This window comes from Brevundimonas huaxiensis, from assembly GCF_014218725.1.
Taxonomy (GTDB): domain Bacteria; phylum Pseudomonadota; class Alphaproteobacteria; order Caulobacterales; family Caulobacteraceae; genus Brevundimonas; species Brevundimonas huaxiensis.
In genome coordinates this window covers 71,153-93,349 of record NZ_JABBJE010000006.1, presented here as the reverse complement: position 1 = coordinate 93,349, position 22,197 = coordinate 71,153, and the positions used below count along the sequence as shown (strand labels likewise).

General features: G+C 68.9%; 21 protein-coding genes. 11 read left to right on the top strand and 10 right to left on the bottom strand.

The window, feature by feature from the left end; translation table 11 throughout:
- The first annotated feature begins 152 nt into the window (after positions 1-152).
- Entirely contained in the window at positions 153-1,355 is a 1,203-nt protein-coding gene (locus HF680_RS12135) for a threonine ammonia-lyase (protein WP_045810623.1), read from the top strand.
- Positions 1,336-1,851, top strand: coding sequence for an FKBP-type peptidyl-prolyl cis-trans isomerase (locus HF680_RS12130; protein ID WP_045810622.1), 516 nt, complete (start codon positions 1,336-1,338; stop codon positions 1,849-1,851). Before HF680_RS12135 ends, HF680_RS12130 begins: the two co-directional genes overlap by 20 nt.
- 165 nt (positions 1,852-2,016) lie before the next feature.
- Here HF680_RS12130 and queG read toward each other — a convergent pair whose 3' ends face one another.
- The 4 genes from queG to HF680_RS12110 form a co-directional block, all read right to left on the bottom strand.
- On the bottom strand, positions 2,017-3,126 hold the full coding sequence (gene queG / locus HF680_RS12125; RefSeq protein WP_045810621.1) for a tRNA epoxyqueuosine(34) reductase QueG: 1,110 nt from the start codon (positions 3,124-3,126) through the stop codon (positions 2,017-2,019).
- A 105-nt stretch (positions 3,127-3,231) separates the two neighbouring features.
- Positions 3,232-3,909, bottom strand: coding sequence for a DUF6624 domain-containing protein (locus HF680_RS12120; RefSeq protein ID WP_045810620.1), 678 nt, complete (start codon positions 3,907-3,909; stop codon positions 3,232-3,234).
- A gap of 122 nt (positions 3,910-4,031) precedes the next feature.
- Entirely contained in the window at positions 4,032-4,718 is a 687-nt protein-coding gene (gene fzlA / locus HF680_RS12115) for an FtsZ-binding protein FzlA (RefSeq protein WP_045810619.1), read from the bottom strand.
- A gap of 61 nt (positions 4,719-4,779) precedes the next feature.
- A complete protein-coding gene (locus HF680_RS12110; RefSeq protein ID WP_045810618.1) occupies positions 4,780-5,772 on the bottom strand; it encodes a cation diffusion facilitator family transporter in 993 nt (330 codons plus the stop codon).
- A 138-nt stretch (positions 5,773-5,910) separates the two neighbouring features.
- On the opposite strand from HF680_RS12110, the gene HF680_RS12105 reads away from it, so the two are divergent.
- The 8 genes from HF680_RS12105 to accD all read left to right on the top strand — a co-directional run bounded on the left by HF680_RS12105 (position 5,911) and on the right by accD (position 12,590).
- A complete protein-coding gene (locus tag HF680_RS12105) occupies positions 5,911-6,711 on the top strand; it encodes an undecaprenyl-diphosphate phosphatase (RefSeq protein WP_045810696.1) in 801 nt (266 codons plus the stop codon).
- Positions 6,712-6,715: 4 nt separating this feature from the next.
- Positions 6,716-7,615 (top strand): class I SAM-dependent methyltransferase, encoded by a 900-nt coding sequence (locus HF680_RS12100; RefSeq protein WP_185225246.1) that lies wholly within the window; start codon positions 6,716-6,718, stop codon positions 7,613-7,615.
- Positions 7,616-7,647: 32 nt separating this feature from the next.
- Positions 7,648-8,400 (top strand): pseudouridine synthase, encoded by a 753-nt coding sequence (locus HF680_RS12095; RefSeq protein WP_185225245.1) that lies wholly within the window; start codon positions 7,648-7,650, stop codon positions 8,398-8,400.
- A 40-nt stretch (positions 8,401-8,440) separates the two neighbouring features.
- On the top strand, positions 8,441-9,082 hold the full coding sequence (locus HF680_RS12090; protein WP_185225244.1) for a phosphoribosylanthranilate isomerase: 642 nt from the start codon (positions 8,441-8,443) through the stop codon (positions 9,080-9,082).
- 77 nt (positions 9,083-9,159) lie between these two features.
- A complete protein-coding gene (gene trpB, locus HF680_RS12085) occupies positions 9,160-10,362 on the top strand; it encodes a tryptophan synthase subunit beta (RefSeq protein WP_168189973.1) in 1,203 nt (400 codons plus the stop codon).
- Positions 10,359-10,850: a hypothetical protein gene (locus HF680_RS12080; protein WP_185225243.1), complete on the top strand. Its 492-nt coding sequence runs from the start codon at positions 10,359-10,361 to the stop codon at positions 10,848-10,850. Before trpB ends, HF680_RS12080 begins: the two co-directional genes overlap by 4 nt.
- The gene (trpA, locus tag HF680_RS12075; protein WP_185225242.1) at positions 10,847-11,689 is read left to right on the top strand and encodes a tryptophan synthase subunit alpha; all 843 of its coding nucleotides are present in this window, start codon (positions 10,847-10,849) and stop codon (positions 11,687-11,689) included. Before HF680_RS12080 ends, trpA begins: the two co-directional genes overlap by 4 nt.
- A gap of 10 nt (positions 11,690-11,699) precedes the next feature.
- On the top strand, positions 11,700-12,590 hold the full coding sequence (accD, locus tag HF680_RS12070) for an acetyl-CoA carboxylase, carboxyltransferase subunit beta (RefSeq protein ID WP_185225241.1): 891 nt from the start codon (positions 11,700-11,702) through the stop codon (positions 12,588-12,590).
- On the opposite strand, the gene HF680_RS12065 is transcribed toward accD, so the two are convergent.
- The gene (locus tag HF680_RS12065; RefSeq protein ID WP_185225240.1) at positions 12,545-12,988 is read right to left on the bottom strand and encodes a DoxX family protein; all 444 of its coding nucleotides are present in this window, start codon (positions 12,986-12,988) and stop codon (positions 12,545-12,547) included. The genes accD and HF680_RS12065 overlap by 46 nt on opposite strands.
- Before the next feature lie 36 nt (positions 12,989-13,024).
- Here HF680_RS12065 and HF680_RS12060 point away from each other — a divergent pair, with 36 nt between their 5' ends.
- Positions 13,025-14,311 (top strand): bifunctional folylpolyglutamate synthase/dihydrofolate synthase, encoded by a 1,287-nt coding sequence (locus tag HF680_RS12060; protein ID WP_185225239.1) that lies wholly within the window; start codon positions 13,025-13,027, stop codon positions 14,309-14,311.
- Here the strand turns inward: HF680_RS12060 and HF680_RS12055 are convergent.
- From HF680_RS12055 to murU, 5 genes are all read right to left on the bottom strand, one after another.
- Positions 14,308-14,493, bottom strand: coding sequence for a hypothetical protein (locus HF680_RS12055; protein ID WP_185225238.1), 186 nt, complete (start codon positions 14,491-14,493; stop codon positions 14,308-14,310). The genes HF680_RS12060 and HF680_RS12055 overlap by 4 nt on opposite strands.
- A gap of 72 nt (positions 14,494-14,565) precedes the next feature.
- Positions 14,566-14,895 (bottom strand): thioredoxin, encoded by a 330-nt coding sequence (gene trxA, locus HF680_RS12050; RefSeq protein WP_045810610.1) that lies wholly within the window; start codon positions 14,893-14,895, stop codon positions 14,566-14,568.
- Between the two features lie 116 nt (positions 14,896-15,011).
- A complete protein-coding gene (gene addA / locus HF680_RS12045; protein WP_185225237.1) occupies positions 15,012-18,434 on the bottom strand; it encodes a double-strand break repair helicase AddA in 3,423 nt (1,140 codons plus the stop codon).
- Positions 18,431-21,481 (bottom strand): double-strand break repair protein AddB, encoded by a 3,051-nt coding sequence (gene addB, locus HF680_RS12040; protein WP_185225236.1) that lies wholly within the window; start codon positions 21,479-21,481, stop codon positions 18,431-18,433. The genes addA and addB overlap by 4 nt, the downstream gene beginning before the upstream one ends.
- A complete protein-coding gene (murU, locus tag HF680_RS12035) occupies positions 21,478-22,173 on the bottom strand; it encodes an N-acetylmuramate alpha-1-phosphate uridylyltransferase MurU (protein WP_185225300.1) in 696 nt (231 codons plus the stop codon). Before murU ends, addB begins: the two co-directional genes overlap by 4 nt.
- Positions 22,174-22,197 lie beyond the last annotated feature (24 nt).

Sequence of the window (22,197 nt, the reverse complement as noted above, 5' to 3'; positions counted from 1 at the left end):
GGTCGTGGGGGACGACGTTCCCCACTATCGCACGACAGGCCGGGCGACTTCCACGCTCAAGATTCCCCCTCTGGACCCGGACCCCACAACGCGCGAAACAGGCCCGACAACGCGCCCAGTCGTCGAGGCGCGACAGCTCGGAAACGCCCTGCATGACCGTCACCTTCGCCGATATTCAAGCCGCGCGCACCCGGATCGCCGGCGCGGTCGACCGCACCCCGACCCGCTATTCCAGAAAGCTGTCGCAGCTGACGGGCGCCGAGGTCTGGGTGAAGTTCGACAATCTGCAATTCACCGGCAGCTTCAAGGAGCGCGGCGCCTTGAACCGGCTGCTGATGCTGAGTCCCGAGGAGATGAAGCGCGGCGTGGTGGCCGCCAGCGCCGGCAACCACGCCCAGGCCCTGGCCTATCACGGCGGACGGCTGGGCGTGCCGGTGACCATCGTGATGCCCGAAGGCACGCCCTTCGCCAAGATCAACGGCACCCGCTCGCACGGGGCGACCGTGGTGATCGAGGGGCTGGATTTCACCGGCTCGACCGAGGCGGCCAAGCGGCTGGAGGCCGAGAAGGGCTACGTCTTCGTCTCGGCCTTCGATGACGAAGGCATCGTGGCGGGCCAGGGCGTCTGCGCGATCGAGCTTCTGGAGGATGCGCCCGAGGTCGAGGCCCTGATCATCCCCATCGGCGGCGGCGGGCTGATCGCCGGCTGCGCGATAGCTGCAAAGGCGATGAAGCCGGACATCAAAGTCTTCGGCGTCGAGGCCGCGCGCTATCCCTCGTTCACCGCCAAACGGGCGGGCAAGCCGCCGGTCTGCACCGGACAAACCATCGCCGAGGGTATCGCCATCAAGGCGGTGGGCGACATCCCCTTCGCCCTGGCCGATCCGCTGGTGGACGAGGTCTTCGTCTGCCAGGAAGCCGACTTCGAACGGGCCGTCGCCACCTATGTCACCTATGAGAAGACCGTGTCCGAGGGCGCGGGCGCGGGGGGGCTGGCCGCGCTTCTGGCCTATCCCGACCGGTTCAAGGGGATGAAGGTCGGGCTGGAGCTGTGCGGCGGAAACATCGATGCGCGGATGCTGGCGGTCGTCTTGAACCGCGAGATGGTCCGTGAGCGCAGATTGATCGTCTATCGCATCCTGGGCGACGATCGGCCGGGCATGTTGTCGGCCATGGCGGCGGTGATCGGCGGCCTGGGCGGCAATATCATCGACGTGGTCCACAACCGTCTGGCGCTGGACGTGCCGGCCAAGGGCGCCGAGTTCGACATCATGGTCGAAACGCGCGATAGCGCCCACGCCGACGAGATCGGCGAAGCCTTGAAGGAACGCGGCTATGAACTTCGGATGGGGTAAGGCGGCAATCGTCGCGACCTTCTTGCTGGCGGGCTGCGGCCAGGCCGCGCCGGTCGATCCGAACGCGGGCAAGGTCGAGGCGGCCGCCTTCATGGCCAAGAACGCCAAGGAAGCGGGCGTTCAGACCCTGCCCAGCGGCCTGCAATACAAGGTGGTGCAGGCGGGACCGGCCGACGGCGTCAGCCCCGACCGCAACGACCTGGTCAAGGTCGACTACGAGGGCAAGCTGGTCGACAACAGCGTGTTCGACAGCTCCTTCGCGCGCGGCGCGCCGGCGGTGTTCACGCCCGAGGAAGTGGTCAAGGGTTGGACCGAAGCCTTGCAGATGATGCGCGTCGGCGACGAATGGCTGCTCTATGTCCCGCCCGAGCTGGGCTATGGCGAGCAGGGCAATCCCAAGATCCCCGCCAACTCCGTACTGATCTTCCGCCTGAAACTGCTGGACGTCGCCAAGGTGCCCGGCGGCGGATCGGGCGTCGGCACGGCGATGGGGTGAGGCCGCGTGATCCGTCTCCTCCCCACTTTGTGGGGAGGTGGCGCGGCGCGTCTTCAGCGCCGTGACGGAGGGGTTCTGTGCCGCATCACAGGCGCCTGTGGGACTTCAAGAGCCCCTCCACCACGCTACGCGCGGTCCCCCTCTCCGCTTCGCAGGGAGGAGACCTTAAGCGCGCCGCCACTCCACCAGAACCCGGGAGTCGGTCTCGGTCGTCGCCTCGGCCAGGGCCGCGAACGCGCCAGCCGGCATCAACTGCGACAAGGCCCAGACGGCGGCGCCGCGCACAAGGGCTGAGGGGTCGTCCAGCAGGGCTTTCGTCGGGGCGACGAGGGTCGCGTCGCCCGAGTTGCCGACGGCGTAGAGGACATTCCGCAGGAAGCGGTCGCGGCCGATCCGCTTGACGGGGCTCTTGGTGAACAGGGCGCGGAAGGCGGCGTCGTCCAGCGCCAGCAGGTCGTGCAGACGCGGGCTTTCAAAGGCCGGGCGGGGCGCCAGCCGGATCTCGCGCGCTTCCTGTGCGAACTTGTTCCACGGGCAGACCGCCAGGCAATCGTCGCAGCCATAGAGGCGCGATCCGGTCAGGGTGCGGAACTCGACCGGCCAGGGACCGGCGAACTCGATGGTCAGGTAGGACAGGCAGCGCCGGGCGTCGAGCTGGAACGGGGCGGGAAAGGCCTTGGTCGGACAGGCGTCGAGACAGGCGGTGCAGCGGCCGCAATGTTCGGTCTCGGCCGCGTCGGGCGCGATCTCGGCGGCGGTCAGTATGGTCCCGAGGAACAGCCAGTTGCCGTGGGTGCGGCTGAGCAGATTGGTGTGCTTGCCCTGCCAGCCCAGGCCGGCGCGCTGGGCCAAGGGCTTTTCCATCAGGGGGGCGGTGTCGACGAAGACCTTGATGTCCGCGCCGTTGCGGGCCGCGATCTGGCCCGCCAATTGTTTCAGCCGGCCCTTGATGACCTCGTGATAGTCGTCGCCGCGCGCATAGACCGAGATGTAGCCGGCCGAACGGTCAGCCAGCTGATCCAGCGGGTTCTGCTCCGGGCCGTAGTTCATGCCCAGGACGATGGCGGTCCGGGCCTCGTCCCACATGGCGGTCGGATGCTGGCGGCGAGCCAGCGTCGTCTCCATCCATTCCATGTCGCCATGCCGGCCTTCGTCCACGAAACGCCGCAGCCGCTCGCCCGCCGGCCAGGCGTCGGCCGCCGAGGCGAACCGGCAGACATCGAAGCCCAGCTCGGTCGCGCGCTGGCGGATGAAGGTTTTCAGGCGGTCGGACACGGGGCGGGGATAGCATGAGAGCGCGGACGCGTCTTGAGAGGAGCGACTTGAAGACTGTGCTCGAGTCTGCCTTCGACCCTTAGAGGACCTTCGTCGGCGAGCTTATCAGCAGGTCGGAGGAGCCCGCGTTTTGAAGCTGTCGACATATTCTGCAACCGGCCCGAGACCGACCAAAGCTCGAAATTCGTCGACGCGCTCCGCATCCTCAAGCCGCCAAAGCGTCCACTGACCGGTGCCGTAAGGGCAGGTCATCTGTGTCCCGTATCTCTGAGGTTGATCCCTCGTCATCTGCAGCCGGTCATACATCATGGCGTACTCCGAACCTGCGACTTCCCCGCTAGGCACAAGGTCGGCGAGAATAGGCAGAAAGCGCTCCCACAGCGTCTCATCGCCATGCTGCACAACGAGGAACGCCGACGCGGCTGCGTTGTCGCCGTAGCGACTTTTTCTGAACCAGCCGTCCTCGGGCACCATCGCCAACAACTGCTGCTGGTTTTCGACATCGACCGCCCGTACCTCGGGCCAAAGCGCGCGTCGAACTCGCGCGCGTTCGGGCGGCGGCACGTTCGCCAGAGCCTTCCAAAGACCTTGTCGAGCGGCCTGGTCGATAGCCCCCATGCGCTCCAGGCGTTCTTGATCCGTCTGTGGCGGAGGCAATGCGCTCTGTGCTTCTTTTGCCTCCGCGATGCTGGCGCGTAGCGCGTTCAGGGCCGCTTCAGTTAGGGGATCGGGCGCCGTCGCCTGCGCGACCACAAGCGTAAGCGCTGCAAGATTATGGATCATGACGCCCTCCTTAGAACACCCAATCAGATGGTGCTTAGGATGAGCAGTCAAGGATTGTAAAACTGCGTTTGGTAATGTCCGCTTCCCACCCTAAGCGGTCATCAAGCACGTCGGCTTTGAGTCTAGAAATCCAGGTCCGCATACCACGCCGACGGCGGCACGCCGACGAAGCGGTCGGCGAGCAGGGGGCGGAAGCAGGGGCGGGATTTGACCTTGGAGTACCAGGTCTTCAGGCCGGGCCAGGTCTTCCACTGGATCTCGCCGAAATAGTCCAGCACCGACAGGTGGGCGGCGGCGATCAGATCGGCCTGGGACAGGCGGCGGCCGGCCAGCCAGTCGCGCGCGGCGACCAGGTCCTCCAGCATGGCGAGGTGGGATTTCAGGGCGTCGCGGCCGTCACGCAGGGCGCGGGCTTCGGGCGGGCCCAGCTTGAGCAGGGGTTTTTCCATCCGCTCGTGCAGCAGGACGGCGTCGACCTCGTCCATGAAGCGGCGCTCGAACCAGCCGGTCAGTCGGCGCGCCTCGGCCCGTTCGGCGAGGTCGGCGGGCAGCAGCAGAGGGCCCTTCTGCTGATCCTCTATCCAGCCCAGGATGGCGGGCAGTTCGCACAGCACCAACGGACGGCCGCGATCCATCGTCTGGATCACCGGCGGCAGACCGGACGGGTTGAAGTCATTGACCGGGCAATCGTCTTCCCACGGACGGACCGGCGCATCCGTCCATTCGATCCGCGCCTCTCCCAGCGCCAGTCGCGCGGCGCGCGAGGCGGGCTGGAAGGCGAAGTGGAAGAGAACGCAAGGGTCGGCCATCAGGGGTTGATGCGCCCGGACCCGTTAATGCGCGTTTACTGCATTGAAATTGGACGCAAGGTCAGGACCACGGCCCCTTGGGCGCGGGGCCGGTCGAGGCGGGGGCGGCTTGCGGCTCGGCTGGAGCGGCGGCCGGGAGCGCGGGCTGCGGACGGGCGTGGCCGCGCGGGTCGGCGTGGATCAGGATGTCGGCGGCGGGATACTGGGCCAGCACCCGGTTTTCGGCGGCGACGACGATGGCGTGGGCGGCGTCCAGCGTCTGGTGCGCGTCCAGGTCGACATGCATCTGGATCATCATCACCTGACCGGACATGCGGGTGCGCAGCTGGTGCACGCCAAAGACCTGGGGGTCGGCCAGGACGGCCTTGGTGATGGCGGCGCGGTCGGCCTCGGGCACGGCGCGATCCAGCAGGTGATCGGCGGCGGCCTTCAACATCCCCGTCGCGCCCCAGAACAGCCAGACGGCGACGACGATGCCGGCGGCCGCATCCAGTCCCGGCGCGCCCAGGAAGGCGCCCGAAATCACGCCGATCAGCACCACGACGTTGGCGGCGAGGTCCGCCGCATAGTGGGCGCGGTCGCCGGCGACGGCGAGGGAGCCGGTCTTCTTCAGCGTCTGGGTCTGCATCCACACCAGCCAGGCGGTGATGGCGATGGCCGCGACCATGACCCCCGTGGCCCAAAGGCCGGCGGTGACGGGACGGGGATCGAAGATGCGCTGCACACCCTCCCACGCGATGAAGAGGGCCGAGGCGAAGACCAGTCCGGCCTGGACCAGGGCGGACAGGGCCTCGCCCTTGCCATGGCCATAGCGATGGTTTTCGTCGGCCGGGGCGGCGGCCCAGCGCACGGCGAAGAAGGTGGTCAGGGACGCCGCCAGATCCAGCACCGAATCCGCCAGGGTCGCCAGGATGGAGACCGAGCCTGAAGCGCCGAGCGCAAAGGCCTTCATCGCTATCAGCGCCACCGCGACCCCGACCGACAGGCGGGTGATGCGGCGCGTGGCCAGATGGGCGTCGTCAAGCGAGGCGGGGGCGGGGGCGGGGGTCGTCATTGTCGGCTTCTTCTCGCGCAATCGTGGCTGAAAGCCAACCGCTGGCCCAAACGGGTCGTTCCGTCCGAAACGATCATGCTCTAGGGGGAAGGCATCCGGGCGCGGCGCGTTCCGGGCGCATTGGTTTTCGAGGGTCTCATGTCGGACTGGCTTGCCGCCATCATTCTGGGTCTGGTCGAGGGGCTGACCGAGTTCATTCCCGTCTCGTCCACCGGCCATATGCTGCTCTTGGGCCACTTCATGGGCTTCGAGAGCGCGGGCAAGACGTTCGAGATCGTGATCCAGCTGGGCGCTCTGCTGGCCATCGTCAGCGTCTATTTCAAGAAGCTGTGGACCTTGGCGACGCGCTGGCCCTTCGACGCCGAGGCGCGCCGATTCCTGATCGGGCTGCTGGTCGCCTTCGCGCCGGCCGTCGTGATCGGATTCCTGGCCTATGACTTCATCAAGACGGTGCTGTTCGAGACGCCCCAGGTGGTGTGCATCGCCCTGATCGTCGGCGGGGTGATCCTGCTGCTGCTGGATCGGATGGACAAGAAGCCCAGGTGGCTGGACGCCGAGGCCTATCCGATGCGCATCTATTTCCTGATCGGCCTGTTCCAGTGCCTGGCCATGATCCCCGGCGTGTCGCGGTCCGGCGCCACCATCGCCGGCGGCTTGCTGCTGAAAACAGACAAGCGGTCGGCGGCCGAGTTCAGCTTCTTTCTGGCCCTGCCCACCATGGGGGCAGCGGTGGCCTATGACCTGCTGAAGAACCACAAGACGCTGGATTTCAGCGACATCGGCCTGATCGCCGTGGGTTTCGTCGTGGCCTTCATCTCGGCCCTGGCGGTGGTGCGGTTCCTGCTGGATTTCGTATCCAAGCGGGGCTTCGGCGTCTTCGCCTGGTGGCGGATCGTGGTCGGCGTCGTTGGGTTGGCGCTGTTGCAGGCGGGGTTCTGAGATCATGACCACGCTATTGTATGGCCGTCCGCCGGTCGTTTTCGATCCGCCCGGCGACGCAATCCAAACCTCGCCCCTGATTCCGGACTCGGCTGCGCTGGAGGCGCAGGACCCTGGCTCGGCCGACAGCGTCACGATCTACGCCCCGCCCGGCGTGCTGGAGCGGCGCTATGTGCTGGCCCTGGCGCTGAAGGCGCTGAAGGTCGGCGGACGGCTGGATGTCATGGCGCCCAAGGACAAGGGCGGATCGCGCCTGGGCAAGGAGCTGAAGACGTTCGGCCTGGAGGTCGCCGAGACCGCCAAGGCGCACCATCGCCGCTGCATCGTCATTCGGCCCGAAACGGTCGAGGGGCTGGACGAGGCCATCGCCGCGGGCGGGCCGCAGATCGTGCCGGGACTGGAAGCCTGGTCCCAGCCCGGCGTATTCGCCTGGGACCGGATCGATCCGGGCTCGGCGCTGCTGGCCGAACATCTGCCGGCAATGAAGGGCGAGGGGGTCGATCTGGGCTGCGGCTATGGCGCGCTGTCGATCGTGGTGCTGCGCTCGACCGCCGTGACCAAGCTGAAGATGGTCGATCTGGATCGCCGCGCCATCCAGGCCGCTCGCCGCAATATCGACGACGACCGCGCCAAGGTGTGGTGGTCGGACGCCCGCATCCTGGAGGCCCAAGGCGACAAGGATTTCGTCGTCAGCAATCCGCCCTTCCACGACGGCGGCGCCGAGGACCGGCGGCTGGGTCAGGCCTTCATCCGCAAGGCGGCGGAGCTTCTGAAAAAGGGCGGCGTCGCCTGGGTCGTGGCCAACCGGCACCTGCCGTATGAGGCCGAGCTGAACGCGGCGTTCAAGCGGGTGCGGCTGGTCGCCGAGGCGGGCGGCTACAAGCTGTTCGAGGCGGTGAAGTGACCGCGCTCAAGCAGTTCGAAGGGCGGTAACGCATGAAGAAAGTCCCGACGTCGAGGGTCGATCGTCTGCTGGGCTCGATGGGCTATGGATCACGCGCCGAAATGGCGCGGATGGCCAAGGCGGGCGGCATCGTGCTGGACGGGGCGGACCTGACGGACGTGTCCAAACGCATCGCCGTGACGCCCGATCTGCCCACCCGAATGGAGATCGACGGCGAGCCGCTGGATCCGGTGCAGGGGTTGGTGATCCTGCTGAACAAGCCGCTGGGCATGACCTGTTCGCACAAGGAAGAAGGGGCGCTGGTCTATGACATCCTGCCGGGGCGCTGGCGGGCGCGCGATCCCGCCATCTCGACCATCGGACGGCTGGACAAGCAGACGACGGGTCTGCTGCTGCTGACCGACGACGGCGATCTTCTGCACCGGGTGATCAGTCCCAAGCGCCATGTGACAAAGGTTTATCGGGCGGGTCTGGCGCGGCCGTTGACCGGAACCGAAGGCGCGCTGTTCGCTTCGGGCGAGCTGGTGCTGGAGGGCGAGGACAAGCCGTTGGCGCCGGCGGTGCTGGACGTGGTGTCGCCGACCGAGGCCCTGCTGACGGTGACGGAAGGCCGCTATCATCAGGTGCGCCGGATGTTCGCCGCAGCCGGCAACCATGTCGAGACCCTGCATCGCGAACGGCTGGGCGGGCTGGTCCTACCCGCCGATCTGGCGCCCGGTCAGTGGCGCCTCGCGACGGCGGACGAGGTCGCCTCGATCTTCACGGCGCCCGAGAGCGTGGGTTGAGGCTCTTGACGCCTGCGGGATCGGACGCGCAGGTCGAGGGATGACCACCAAGATCAAGATCTGCGGAGTGACCACGCCCGACACGCTGGACGTCGCCCTGGAGGGCGGGACGGATTTCGTTGGGGCGGTGGTGTTCCCCAAAAGCCCGCGCCATCTGGATCCCCAAACCGCCGCCGCTTTGTTCGAGCGGGCGCGGGGGCGGGCCAAGATCGTGGCGGTGACGGTCGATCCCGACCACGCCCTGCTCCAACAGATCGCCCGGACGCTGAGGCCCGACTTCATCCAGTTGCACGGGTCTGAGACGGCGCAGCGGGCAGAACAGGTGCGGGCGCTTACGGGGGCGGGGGTGATCAAAGCCTTGCCCATCCGCCAGGCGGACGACTTCGCGGCCGCCGATGCGTGGGATGATCATGCCGATCATCTGATGTTCGACGCCAAGCCGCCGGAGGGGTCGGCGCTGCCCGGCGGGGTGGGGCACAGTTTCGACTGGACCCTGCTGTCCGGCCGCGCCTTTCGCCATCCGTGGTTCCTGGCGGGGGGGCTGAACCCGGATAATGTGGCCGAGGCGCTGAGGATCACGGGCGCGCCCATGGTCGATGTGTCCTCTGGCGTGGAAAGCGCGCCGGGTGTTAAGGACGCCGACCGGATCGCGGCCTTCATCCAAAACGCGCGCCGGTCGTAATTGCGACGCCTCTCCGCGTGAAAGTCGAAACCGTGAACGCCCAAACCTCCATTCAAGCCGCCGATTCCACCCAGCCGCTGTCGAACGCCTATGCCTGGCCGGACGCGCAGGGTCGCTTCGGTCCGTATGGCGGTCAGTTTGTGGCCGAGACCCTGATGCCGCTGATCCATGAGCTCGACGCGGCCTACAAGGCGGCCAAGGCGGACCCCAGTTTCCAGGCCGAGCTGGACGGTTATCTGGAGCATTACGTCGGTCGCGAGAGCCCGCTGTATTTCGCCGAACGCTTGACCGAACATTTCGGCGGGGCGAACATCTGGCTGAAGCGCGAGGACCTGAACCATACGGGCGCGCACAAGATCAACAACTGCATGGGCCAGATCCTGCTGGCCCGTCGCATGGGCAAGACGCGCATCATCGCCGAGACCGGCGCGGGGCAGCACGGCGTGGCCTCGGCGACCGTGTCGGCGCGGTTCGGCCTGCCCTGCACCGTCTATATGGGCGCGGTGGACGTGGAGCGGCAGCAGCCGAACGTGTTCCGCATGCGTCTGCTGGGTTCGGAAGTCTTCTCGGTCACGGCCGGCGCCGCGACGCTGAAGGACGCGATGAATGAGGCGATGCGCGACTGGGTCACCAATGTCTCGGACACCTATTACATCATCGGCACGGCGGCGGGTCCGCACCCCTATCCAGCCATGGTCCGCGATTTCCAGTCGGTGATCGGCAAGGAGATCAAGAGCCAGTCGATGGCCCGGATGGGCAAGCTGCCCGAAGCGGTGGTCGCCTGCATCGGCGGCGGGTCGAACGCCATCGGCGCCTTCCACCCCTTCATCGAGGACGAGGGCGTGCGGCTGATCGGCGTAGAAGCCGCCGGCCATGGTCTGGATACGCCGGATCACGCGGCCTCGCTGAAGGGCGGGCGATCTGGCGTGCTGCACGGCAACCGGACGTACTTGCTTCAGGACGAGGACGGCAACATCGTCGAGGGGCACTCGATCTCGGCCGGGCTGGACTATCCCGGCATCGGGCCGGAACACGCCTGGCTGCACGACATCGGCCGGGCCGAATATCGCTCGGCGACGGACAATGAGGCGCTGGAAGCCTTCCAGCTGTGCTCGAAGCTGGAAGGCATCATTCCGGCGCTGGAGCCCGCCCACGCCCTGGCGCGGACGGGCGAAGTGGCGCGCGAAGTCGGCAAGGGCGGCGACGTCGTTTTGCTGATGTCGGGGCGCGGCGACAAGGACATCTTCCAGGTCGCCAAACATCTGGGAGTGAACCTGTGATCCGTACCCTTCTTGCGGCGACCGCCGTCCTGAGCCTGTCCGCCGCCGTTGCGCAGGCCCAGACTTCTAGCCGGACGCCGGCCTCCGTCGCGCCGCAGTCGGCGCAGCAGGGCGGTCCGGCCGACGTCGGGCTGCTGCCCGGCGCCGAGTTGTCACCCGATTGCGGGGGACTGAACAATCTGACGGGACGGGCCTGGTGCGTGACCGCACAGCTGGGCCAGATCGGCGCCCTGGCCGACGCCTATATCGCCGATCTGGAAACCAAGAACTGGCTGGCCGCCGGCGGCGACGACAACCGCGTCGTCTTCATCAAGCGCCGCGAGGCCGGCGGCTGCGACGGCATGCAGATGGTCGCCTTCTACGACACCACCAAGACCGCCGTCGCCGAACTGCCCGGCTATCTGGGCTTCGCCACCATTCCGGGCGACGTGTGCGCCGCTGCTGCGGCCGCGACACCGCCTGCCGCCGCCGGATCGCCGCAACAATGACCACCGCCCGTATCGATGCGCGCTTCAAGGCGCTGAAGGCCGAGGGCCGTGCGGCCTTCATTCCCTATGTGATGGGCGGCGATCCGTCGCGTGAAGAGGCGTTGGCGATCCTGAACGGCCTGCCGGCTGCGGGCGCCGACATCATCGAACTGGGCTTTCCGTTCAGCGATCCGATGGCCGAGGGGCCGCCGATCCAGAGGGCGGCGATCCGGGGCATGGCGGCGGGTTTCGGCCTTCGCTCGACGATGGATCTGGCCAGGGAATTCCGTCAGGGCGACGACGCCACGCCCATCGTGCTGATGGGTTATCTGAACCCGATCGAGAGCCTGGGCTATGACGCCTTCGCCGCCTATGCCGCCGACTGCGGCATCGACGGTCTGATCGTGGTGGACTGCCCGCCGGAAGAGGCCGGGCCGCTGATCGAGGCGCTGGACAAGGTTTCGATCTCGCTGATCCGCCTGGCGACGCCGACCTCGGACGACGAGCGGCTGAAGATCGTGGTCCAGGGCACCTCGGGCTTCGTCTATTACGTCGCCGTCGCGGGTGTGACGGGCGTCAAGGAAGCGAACGCCGACGTGGTGGCGCCGGCCGTCGAGCGAGTGCGCAAGGCCTCGGGCCTGCCGGTCGCGGTCGGCTTCGGGGTCAAGACGCCGGAACGGGCCGCCGAGATCGCCCGCGTCGCCGATGCGGTGGTCGTGGGCTCGGCCCTGGTGGACGAGGTGGCGGCGGCGCTGGAGGCGAACGCACCCGTCGCGCCGCGCGTTCTGGCTCGGGTGAAGACGCTGGGCGATGCGGTTCGATCCGTCGCCGCTAGTGCTTCCGTGGCGGAAACCGTCTAAGAGCGCGCGGATGAACGACAAGACCAAGCCTCAGGAAAAGCGCGGCGGCTGGCTGAGCCGCTTTGCGCCCGGCGTGCGCAAGATCGTGTCGCGGCGCGACACCCCGGACAATCTCTGGGTCAAGGATCCCGACAGCGGCGAGATGCTGTATCGCTCGGACCTGGAGGCCGCCCTTTGGGTGACGCCGTCGGGCCGGCATATGCGCATCGACGCGCCGACGCGCTTGAAGGCCACCTTCGACGGGGGTGTCTTCCAGTCCATCGACACGCCGGACGTGCCGGAAGATCCTCTGAAATTCTCGGACGGCAAATCCTACAAGGATCGCCTGAACGCCGCGCGCAAGGCCGCGGGCCGAAAGGACACCATGGCCATCGGCTATGGTTCGGTCGGCGGTCAGGACGCGGTCGTGATCGTTCAGGACTTCACCTTCATGGGCGGGTCGCTGGGCATGGCGGCGGGCGAAGCCTTCATCAAGGCGGCGCGCGAAGCGGTGAGCCGCAAGGTTCCGCTGGTCTGTTTCACCGCCGCCGGCGGCGCGCGGATGCAGGAGGGCGCCCTGTCGCTGATGCAGATGGCGCGCACCACCTTGGCCATCGAAGAGCTGAAGGACGCCAGACTGCCTTACGCCGTGGTCCTGACGGATCCGACGACGGGCGGGGTGACGGCCTCCTACGCCATGCTGGGCGATGTGCATCTGGCCGAGCCCGGCGCCCTGATCGGCTTCGCTGGACCGCGCGTGATCGAGGCGACCATCCGCGAGAAACTGCCGCCCGGCTTCCAGCGCGCCGAATATCTGCAGGACAAGGGCATGGTGGACCGGGTCGTGACCCGCGCCGACCTGCCGCGCACCTTGGGTCAAATCCTGTCCATGCTGATGGGCGGCACGCGCGCCGCCGCCTGAGACCGTCTGAAGGGCCAGTCGATCGCGGTCGAGGCCCACAGGCACCACCAGACGATGACCGGCTGAAACAGCAGGCGCGGGCCGTGATAGGCCCAATCTAGCCCTGCGCCCGACGTCATAAAGTTCACGGCATGCTGGATGTTGGCCGGATAGACGCAGACGGCGTAGGCGGCCAGCGCCCAGCCTGCGGCGACGCGCAGGCGCGGGATCATCAGACCCGCCGCGCCCAGCAGTTCGGCGATCCCTGTCAGGGCCACGACCAGGGCCGGCTGCGGAACCCACGCCGGCGTGATCCGCACGAAAGGGCCGGGGACCATCAGATGCAGCACGCCGGCGCCCAGGAAGACGGCCGCGAGGACGAGGCGCGCCGCGGTTCTGATCTGCGGCCTGGAAGTCATGTCGCGGTTCTCGAAATCAGGAGGTAAAGGAGGCGGATGGATCCCGTCTCCGAACGATTACGCGCGCGCCACCCCCAGCGGATCGACCTTTCGTTGGAAAGAATGCGCGTGCTGTGCGCGGCCCTTGGCGATCCGCAGCACAAGCTGCCGCCGGTGATCCATGTGGCGGGCACCAACGGCAAGGGATCGACCGTAGCGCTGATCCGCGCCATCGCCGAGGCGGCGGGGTTGAAGGTGCACGCCTACACCTCGCCCCATCTGGTGCGGTTTAATGAACGGATCCGGCTGGCCGGAACGCTGATCGAGGACGACCATCTGAACGCGATCCTGGACCGGATCGAGGCGGTCATGGCCGAGACGGACAGCGAGGCCACGGTGTTCGAAAGCACCACCGCCGCCGCCTTCCTGGCCATGTCCGAGACGCCCGCCGATCTGGCCATCATCGAAGTGGGTCTGGGCGGGGTGCTGGACGCCACAAACGTCATCGAACGGCCGCTGCTCAGCGTCATCGCGCCGGTCGATTACGACCATGCGGAGTTCCTGGGCACGGATCTGGCCGCCATCGCCTCGGAAAAGGCAGGGGTGCTGAAGGCTGGAGCGCCGGCCGTGATCGCGCGCCAGAAGGAAGAAGCGATGGCCGCCATCGAACGACGGGCGACGGACGTCCATGCGCGGCTGACCGTTCTGGGCGTGGACTTCGACGCCTGGGCCGAGCGGGGCGGTCTGGCGTTCCAGACGGCCGAACTGTTCATGGACCTGCCGGCGCCGGCCCTGGCAGGCGCGCACCAGATCGACAATGCGGCCCTGGCCGTGGCGGCGGCGGTCGAACTGGACCTGCCCGAGGCCGCGATCGCCGAAGGGCTGAAACGCGTGCGCTGGCCCGCACGGCTGCAACGGATTTCGGGCGGCCCCTATGGCGCTGCGGCCAAGGCGGCGGAGGCGGAGCTATGGCTGGACGGGGGGCACAATCCCCATGCGGCGCGGGCGCTGGCGGCGTTTCTGGCCGAGCGTCAGGCGCGGGCGCCGCGTCCCCTGGCGCTGATCTGCGGAATGCTGTCAAACAAGGACGCGGGCGGGTTCTTCGCCGCGCTGAAGGACAGCCACGCCACCGTCTTCACCGTCGGCTTCGACGGGGCCGCAGCCGAGCCGACGGCGCTGGCGGCCGTGGCGCGCGGGCATGGGCTGGCGGCGACCCCGGCGGGTTCGGTTTCCGAGGCGCTGGACCTGGCGCTGCGCCTGGGAGCGGGCCGGGTCGCCATCTGCGGCTCGTTGTATCTGGCCGGCGAGGTCCTGGGCGCCAGCGAGGAGACCTGGCCGATCTAGCGCGTCATCCAGGGCTTGGACTTGCCGGCGGCGATGCGGGCGGCCTGTTCGCGCTGGAAGCGACCGCCGCGCGGCAGCTTGGCGCGCGCATCCAGCTTGGCGGTCTTCAGGCGCAGAGCCTTCTGGACCGGGGTCTCGCCGGGGATGTCGTCAGCCGGGTTCGGGGTGTCTTCGTCGCTCATGGCGCCATCCTAGCATGAAAAACGCCCGCCGGTCGGACCGGCGGGCGTTTGATCTGACAGGGTCGAAAAGGCTCAGGCCTTGACGCCGGCCTCGGCCAGCCATTCGACGATCTTGCCCTTGGGCATGGCGCCGACCTTCATCGAAGCCATCTGGCCGTCCTTGAACAGCATCAGGGTCGGAATGCCCTTCACGCCCAGCTTGGACGGGGTAATGGGGCTGTCGTCGATGTTGATCTTGGCCACGGTGACCTGACCGCCCAGTTCGTCGGCGATCTGTTCCAACGCCGGGCCGATCTGTTTGCAGGGGCCGCACCATTCGGCCCAGAAATCGACCAGGACCGGGGTCGAGGATTTCAGGACGTCGGCGTCAAAGCTTTCGTCGGTGACTTTCACTGTCGCCATGAATGGCTCCTTGGGCGCTATCGCTCGGCGCGCGGCGCCTCGCTGCTTGAGCGCAGGTTGATGTTGGCCGGAGCGTCCGGGTTCGGTCGCAGATGTGGGAGCGAATCGCGGGCAATTCAACTGCCCGCGAGCGCCGCCGCCAGCAGGGTTTCGGGAATGGGCATCAGCTTGGGCCCGTCGGTCCAGACCAGGGCGGCCTCGACCGGGCGATCGGGATAGAGGCGCTTCAGCACGGCGACATAGACGGCGGCCTGCAGCACATAGGCGGGATCGACCGCCTCGACGGCGTCTGGCGCAGGGCGGTTGGTCTTGTAATCGACGACCAGAACCCGTTCCGGCGTGACCACCAGCCGATCGATGCGGCCGTTGATGGCGACGCCGGGCGGCAGGTCGGGCGCGGACCCCGTCAGGGCGACTTCGGCGCGGGAGCCGGGACCGAAGACGGGGGCAAAGCGGGCGTCGTCCAGCACGGAGAAGGCGGCGGCGATCATCTCGGCGCGCTGGGCCTCGTCCAGATCGGTCTCGCGGGCCAGCAGGCGTCGGGCGGCGTCGGGGCGGTCGGCGGGCGCGATCTCGGGCAAGCGTTCCAGCAGCCGGTGGATCAGGTCGCCGCGCCGGAACCGGCCCAGCGCGGCGCCGCCGGCCGCGCTGCGGGCGAGGGGCGAGGGGGCGGGTATGCGGACCTGGCCCTCCATCCGCGACGGCGAGGCGAAGCGGGCGGCGGCGTCGGCCGGCGGCGGCGAGGCGGCCCAGGCGGGCAGGGCGGAGACGGGCTGCACTTCATCGGCGGCGACCGGGCGACGCTCGGGGTCGACGCCATAGCGACGCACGCCGTTCTCGACCTCGCGCACCTGATCGCCCAGGCGGTCGAAGGTTTCCTCAAGGATCGACCACCAGCTGCCGGCCTCGGCGCCCCGGCTGGAGGCGCGGCCCATGACGATGACGCGGTCGCGCGCGCGGGTCAGGGCGACATAGAGCAGGCGCAGGGTCTCGTCGTCGGTGCGGGCCTGGCGCGCGGCGCGGGCGTCGGCCGAGGCCGGGCAGTCGTCCTTCGCCGAGCCGGGCGCCATCAGCCAGGCCTCCCCTTCGCCCTCCGGCGTGACCGCAGGCATCAGGGACGGACCTTGCGCCTTCGCCTTCATGGTGGTGTCGGGCAGGATGACGATGGGCGCCTCCAGACCCTTGGCGCCGTGGACGGTCATGACGCGGACCTCGCCGCGGGCGCCCTCCAGTTCGCGCTTCACCTCGACGTCGGCGGCCTCCAGCTGCGCCAGACAGGTTTCCAGATCGATCGCGCCACGATTTTCAGCGGCCAGAGCCTGGTTCAGGGTCTCGTCTATGGCTTCTTCGGCCTCGCGCCCCAGCCGGGCCAGGATGCGGGCGCGGCCCGACCGCCCCGTATCGTCCACCCGGTTCAGGGCCTGAGAGAAGAAGGCGAAGGGATCGCCGTCGCGCGCGTCGATGGCGGCCTGCAACGCATCACGGGCGCGGGCCCATTCAGGGCGTTCGTGCGCCCGGTCGCGCAGGTCGCGCCACAGCTGGCCGGCCTTGCGGTTCTCGCGCCCGGCCAGCGCATACAGGCCGTCCTCGTCCACATCGCACAGCGGGCTGCGCAGCACCTCGGCCAGGGACAGGTCGTCGTCGGGGAAGAGGGCGAAACGTGCCAGCGAGATCAGGTCGTCGAAAACGATATGGCTGGACAGCTTCAGCCGGTCCGCGCCGGCGACGGGCAGCCCTTCGGTCTTCAGCGCCCTGATGATCTCCTCGAACGTCGCGTCGCGGCGGCGGACCAGGACGATGTAGTCGCCATAGCCGGCTGGGCGCAGGTCGCGGGTGCTGCGATCGAAGACGGCGACGCCGCTTTCGACCTGGCGGCGGATCTCGCGGGCCAGGTCGCGGGCCAGGCGTTTCCTGGCGCTGCCGGCGCCTTCCTGATCGACCGGATCGTCCCAGGCGTCGGTTTCGGGCGCGGGCTCGTCGAGGAACAGGGGCCACAGGTCGATTGCGCCGTGCTGTCCGATGCGGGCGGGCAGGTGTCGAGCGATATCGCCCTGCGGGCCGGTCAGGGCGCGAGTGCGGTCGGGGTCGGCGAAGACGGCGTCGACGAAGGCCAGCACCTCTTCGGTCGAACGGTAGGAGGTGTTCAGTTCCGGCCCGGCGAACGGTTCGCCGGCGCCCTCGGCCAGAGCGAGGAAGGCGCCGCGTTCCTGGCGCAGCCGTTCGGGTCGCGCGCCCTGGAAGGAATAGATCGACTGTTTCTCGTCGCCGACGGCGAAGACGGTGCGGCCGGACTTTTCGCCGGAGTAGAACTCGCCGGTCAGGGCGCGCACGATGGCCCATTGTTCGGGGGCGGTATCCTGGGCCTCGTCGATCAGAACATGATCGACCCCGCCGTCCAGCTTGTACAGCACCCAGGCGGCGGCGCCGCTTTGGGTCAGCAGGGCGGCGGCGCGCGCGACTAGGTCGGGGAAGTCCAGCGCCCCGCGCTGGGCCTTGGCCGCTTCGTAAAAGGCGGCGTGGGCGCGGGCCAGGGTCAGGACCTTGACCGTATCGTCGGCGACCTTGGCCTTGCGCAAGGCCTCGCGCGTGGCGAGGAATTTGGTCTGGAGGTCCAGCAGCCAGCCGACCGCCCCCTGCGGCCCCGACTTTGTGCCCATGCTCTTTCGCGGTTCGCCCGCCTGGGTGCAGAAGACCCCGGCAAGGGCTGCGAACCCGGCGTAGGGCGGGGCGGCGACGCTCATGGCGTCGGCGATCTTCTTGTCATTGGCCGAGCCGGTTTCCATGGCCTCGGCCATGCGGTTCCACTCGCCGGGATCGATGAAGGCGACGAAGTCGCGCTCCAGATCCTCCGGGCTACGGTCACGCTCGGCGCCGGTTAGGGCCCAGGGATCGGGCGCAGTCCCGGCCTCGGCCCGGTCGATATAGTCCAGCAGATCGGCGCGTCTGGCCTCGATCATCGACAGCAGGGCCTGGAACCGCGGCCAGTCCAGCTCGACGGCGAAATGGCTGTAGGCCTGGCCGATGGGGCCGTCCGGATCGGCGACGGCGGCGCGGGCCAGATCTTCGCGCGCGGCATGGCTGAGCGCGGTCGCGGCCTGGTCTTCCAGCACGGTGAAGCGGGGCGAGACCCCAGCCTCCAGCGGGAACCGGCGCAGCAGTTTTTCGCAGAAGGCGTGGATGGTCTGAATCTTCAGTCCGCCGGGCGTTTCCAGCGCGCGGGCGAACAGCTTGCGCGCGCGGGAAAGGGCTTGGCCGTCGAGAGTTTTTGGGTCGCCGTCGTCCAGTTTCGCGACCTTTTTGGACAGCTCTTCGTCGTCCAGCACGGCCCAGCCGCCCAGTTGGTCGAACAGCCGGGCCTGCATCTCGGCGGCGGCGGCCTTGGTGTAGGTGACGCACAGGATGGCGCCGGGATCGACCTGATCCAGCAGCAGTCGCGCCACCCGGTTGACCAGGGTGGTGGTCTTGCCCGAACCGGCGTTGGCGGTGACGAAGACGGTCAGGCGCGGGTCGGCGGCGACGATCTGGGGGGCGATGCTCATTCTTCGTCCCCGTCGCCGATCACCGACCATTCCCAGACGCGGGCCAGATGATCGTAGTTGCCGCCCTGATTGCCCATGAACTGGGGCGCGGCCCAGGAAACGTAAGGCGTGTTCTCGTCGTCGAAACGCGCGACCCGGCGCTTCAGACCTTCCAGCGCCGCCTGGGCCAGGTCGGCGGCCTCGAGGCCCGAGGCGCGGGTGACGACTTCGCCCGCCATCTTGCGCCCCACCACGCGGACATAGGTCAGTTCGTCGGGCGTGACCGGACCGTTGGTGTCCTTGAACCCCCCGTCGGTCAGGATGGCGGCGGTCAGGGTCAGCTGCGGCGCGAAGCCGGACTTGACCTGTTTGGCGGACGGCGCCGCCCCGGTCTTGAAGTCCAGGACCGCCGCGCCGTCCGATGCCAGTTCGATGCGGTCGGCGAAGGCCTTGACGGTGAAGGGGCCGGCCGGGGCGTCGAAGGTCATCGTCCCCTGCTGTTCCACCAGGATGTCGACGCCGCGCGCCCGACGTCGACGCTCGAACTCGGTCAGCCAGCGGGCGCAGTTGCGGGCCAGCGGCGCCTCGCGCGCCATGGCCGCGTCCTCGAACCCGCGCGCGCCCAGTTCGCGCAGCAGATGGTCGTGCAGGATGGCCTCGCAGTCGTCAGGCAGGGCGTTCGGCCAGTCCAGCGTCAGCCGTTCGATGGCGGCGTGGACGGCGTTGCCGCGAGCCAGCGCTTCGGCGGACGCGCCGGGCCGCTTCATCGCCTCCAGCCCCAGCACCCACAGGGCGTAGATGGCGTAGGGATCGCGCACCCAGCGTTCGATGCGGGTGACATACAGGCTGCGCGGACGGCGATGCACCGGCGGGCGCGGCTCCGGTCGTTTGGCGAACCGGGGCGGGCCGGGCGGGGGCGCGTCCAGGGCGCGGGCCCAGTCCAGCACGATCGTGGGACGCGGCAAGGCCACGCCGGCCCCGCGCGTCAGCATCTCCAGCCGCCACAGCCAGCGCGAGCGGACGGCGGGCTGGCCGCCGCGCCGCTCGCTGTGGATCAGGATGACCTCGTCGGCGCATGCGGCCTGGACGAAATCCTGCGCCGTCTGGCCCAGGCGACGTTCGGGCGGCGGCAGACCCAGCGCCTTTCGCATCGGGCGCGACAGAAAGGGGTCGGTCGGCGCCGCCTGGGGCCAGACGCCTTCCTCCAGCCCGGCCAGGATCATCCGGTCCGCCCTGACCAAGCGCGCCTCGATGGCCCCCAGAATGCGCAGCGACGGATGGGTCGCCCCGCCGGTCCGCACGACGTTTTCCTTAACCACGGACGTGACCAGTTCGGCCAGTTCCGCGCGGCGGATACGACCGAGCGACGCCCCGCCCTCGATCAGGCCGGACAACAGGGCGGCGGCGGCCTCGCCGTCGGGACCGGCCCAGGCGTTCTGGCCGGCCAGGGTTTCGATCAGCCGGGTCAGGACCGAGGCGGCGACGTTCAGATCCGCGCCGGGCGTGAAGGCGGCAGTCGCGGTCTCGATGGCGGCCTGAAGCTGATCGACCAGGCGGGTCGCGGCCGACAGCCGGGCCTGTTTCCACTCGGGCGGGGCCTTGCCGCGCCGGTCGGGCTGAACCGCCTCCAGCAGGCGGCGATGGATGGCGGCGAAGTCGCGCGGGCGGGGGCCGCGCAGGGCGTGTTCTTCCAGCGCGGCGACGGCTGCCGCTTGAGAGGCGTCGCCCAGGTCGAACCGGACCAGCGGATGTTTGACCACAGCGAGCAGCAGATGCGGCTGGACCGGATCGGCGATCCAGCGCGCACACAGATCGACCAGGGCGCCGGCGGGCAGGCGCGACAGGGGGGCGCCGGCGGACGAATCTGAGATGACGCCCCAGCGTTCCAACCGGGCGGCGACGCGGCGACCCAGGGCCTGATCCGGCGTGACCAGGGCGCAGGTCTTGCCGGGTGTCTCCAGCGTCTCGCGCATCATCAGGGCGATGGCGGCGGCGGCCTCTTCCTCGGCGCGCACGCTCAGCAGTGACAGGCCCTGCAGCCCTTCGGCGATGGGGTCGCGCGCCTCACTGCGCGCGGCGGCCGCCGAGCGGATGTCGCGGATGGCGCGGCGCCAGTCATCGGTGGCCTCGGCGGGGCGCAGGGCCTCGTTGACGAGCCGCTGGCGCGCCAGTCCGCGCGCCTCGACGGCCGGGGAGACGGCGGGCCGGAACCAGGGGCGGACGCTCTCGCGCGCGATCTCGCAGCGGTCCAGCAGCCGCTTCATCGCGCTTTGCGGATGTTGTTCGTCCAGCCGGTCCCAGACGCCGGCGTCCAGATCCAGGTCGAGGCCGGGCAGGACGACGCAGCCCAGCGGCGCCCGCGCCACGGCCTTCAGCACGTCGCCGGCGGCGGGAACCGTGCCGGTCGAACCGGCGGCGATGACGGGCTGGCGCGGCGGCTCGCGGTCCCACAACTCAGCGAGGCGGCGCAGCAGGGTCGCGCGGCGCCAGGCCGGATCGACCAGACCCAGCTCGGCCAGACGCTTCGGCCAGGCCTCGACCGCCAGACCCAGGAACTCGGCCGACTGTTCCCAGTGTTCGGCCATTTCGCCGTCGACCAGGGTCGCGATCCGCTCGGGGTTCTGAATCTCTTCCAGTTGACAGGAATTGAGGAAGCCGCCCAGCGCATCGGCCAGATCCAGCGCGCGCATCGGGCTCAGGGACGCATCGAACTGTTCGACGATCATCCGCGCCATCTCGAAACGGCGCGTCAGGGCGGGGATGGCGGGCGGCAGGTCCAGACCCAGGGCTCCGGGCGTGAAGGGCGGCTCGTCTTCCTCCAGATCACCCAGCGGCCGCACCTGGGGCAGCAGGATGGGGCGACCCTGCGACAGCTTGGACAGGGCGCCGGTGAACGCGCGCGCGGCCCTGCGGTTGGGCAACAGGATGGTGGCGTCCGACAGGGTTTCGGGCGGCAGATCGCCCAGCCAGGCCAGCACCCCGGCGGACAGGTCCTCAAGGAACGGCCGGTGCGCAGGGATGGCGTACCAGCGCGGCGTGTCGCCAAAGAAGGGATCGAAGGCGCTCACGCGTCTCCCGCCAGTTTCGCCTCGGCGTCATCGCGCGCCTGCGGGTCGCCGACGTGCATCCAGTCGCCGTCCAGGACGCAGCCGAACAGACGGCCCTCGGCGGCGGACTTGCGCCAAAGGGGGCTGAGGGAGAAGGGCCCGTCGGGGCCGTGATCGGCATAGCCGGGCCGGGTGATGTGGACGCCCATATAGGCGAACGGCGCGGAGGGGGCGTCGCCACGGAACGTCAGCGTCCCGTCGTCGGCCATGAAGAAATCGCCGTCGCCCTCAAAGCCGATGGAGCCTTCGCGGCGGGCCAGCAGCAGGGCGGCGTCCATTGTCTCGGGATTCCACAGGCGGACGATGTCGGCAAGCGCATCGCCGTGATCGATCCAGACGCTGTCGATATTGGCGACGAAGACGGGATCGTCGCCCAGCAGGGCGCGGGCCTTCTTCAGCCCGCCGCCGGTCTCCAGCAGTTCGGCGCGTTCGTCGGAAATGACGATCTGCGGCCGGCGTCCGCGCGCGGTCAGATGGCCTTCCAGCCGGTCGGCGAACCAGTGGACGTTGACCACCGCCTTCTCGACCCCGGCCTCGGCCAGCCGGTCCAGCACATGGTCGATCAGGGCGCGGCCCTGCACCTCGACCAGGGCCTTGGGCCGGTCGTCGGTCAGGGGGCGCATTCGGGTGCCCAGGCCGGCGGCGAGCACCATTGCGGTCTTGGGAGCCGTCTTGGG

Bases quoted from the DNA above. Each gene is read 5' to 3' on its own strand.
- trxA (WP_045810610.1), bottom strand. From the start codon at position 14,895: ATGGCGACAGTGAAAGTCACCGACGAAAGCTTTGACGCCGACGTCCTG.
- addA (WP_185225237.1), bottom strand. From the start codon at position 18,434: ATGAGCATCGCCCCCCAGATCGTCGCCGCCGACCCGCGCCTGACCGTC.
- HF680_RS12055 (WP_185225238.1), bottom strand. From the start codon at position 14,493: ATGAGCGACGAAGACACCCCGAACCCGGCTGACGACATCCCCGGCGAG.
- accD (WP_185225241.1), top strand. From the start codon at position 11,700: ATGAACGACAAGACCAAGCCTCAGGAAAAGCGCGGCGGCTGGCTGAGC.
- HF680_RS12105 (WP_045810696.1), top strand. From the start codon at position 5,911: ATGTCGGACTGGCTTGCCGCCATCATTCTGGGTCTGGTCGAGGGGCTG.
- HF680_RS12065 (WP_185225240.1), bottom strand. From the start codon at position 12,988: ATGACTTCCAGGCCGCAGATCAGAACCGCGGCGCGCCTCGTCCTCGCG.
- HF680_RS12060 (WP_185225239.1), top strand. From the start codon at position 13,025: ATGGATCCCGTCTCCGAACGATTACGCGCGCGCCACCCCCAGCGGATC.
- HF680_RS12100 (WP_185225246.1), top strand. From the start codon at position 6,716: ATGACCACGCTATTGTATGGCCGTCCGCCGGTCGTTTTCGATCCGCCC.
- fzlA (WP_045810619.1), bottom strand. From the start codon at position 4,718: ATGGCCGACCCTTGCGTTCTCTTCCACTTCGCCTTCCAGCCCGCCTCG.
- HF680_RS12135 (WP_045810623.1), top strand. From the start codon at position 153: ATGACCGTCACCTTCGCCGATATTCAAGCCGCGCGCACCCGGATCGCC.
- HF680_RS12120 (WP_045810620.1), bottom strand. From the start codon at position 3,909: ATGATCCATAATCTTGCAGCGCTTACGCTTGTGGTCGCGCAGGCGACG.
- murU (WP_185225300.1), bottom strand. From the start codon at position 22,173: ATGGTGCTCGCCGCCGGCCTGGGCACCCGAATGCGCCCCCTGACCGAC.
- HF680_RS12095 (WP_185225245.1), top strand. From the start codon at position 7,648: ATGAAGAAAGTCCCGACGTCGAGGGTCGATCGTCTGCTGGGCTCGATG.
- HF680_RS12110 (WP_045810618.1), bottom strand. From the start codon at position 5,772: ATGACGACCCCCGCCCCCGCCCCCGCCTCGCTTGACGACGCCCATCTG.
- trpA (WP_185225242.1), top strand. From the start codon at position 10,847: ATGACCACCGCCCGTATCGATGCGCGCTTCAAGGCGCTGAAGGCCGAG.
- HF680_RS12090 (WP_185225244.1), top strand. From the start codon at position 8,441: ATGACCACCAAGATCAAGATCTGCGGAGTGACCACGCCCGACACGCTG.
- HF680_RS12130 (WP_045810622.1), top strand. From the start codon at position 1,336: ATGAACTTCGGATGGGGTAAGGCGGCAATCGTCGCGACCTTCTTGCTG.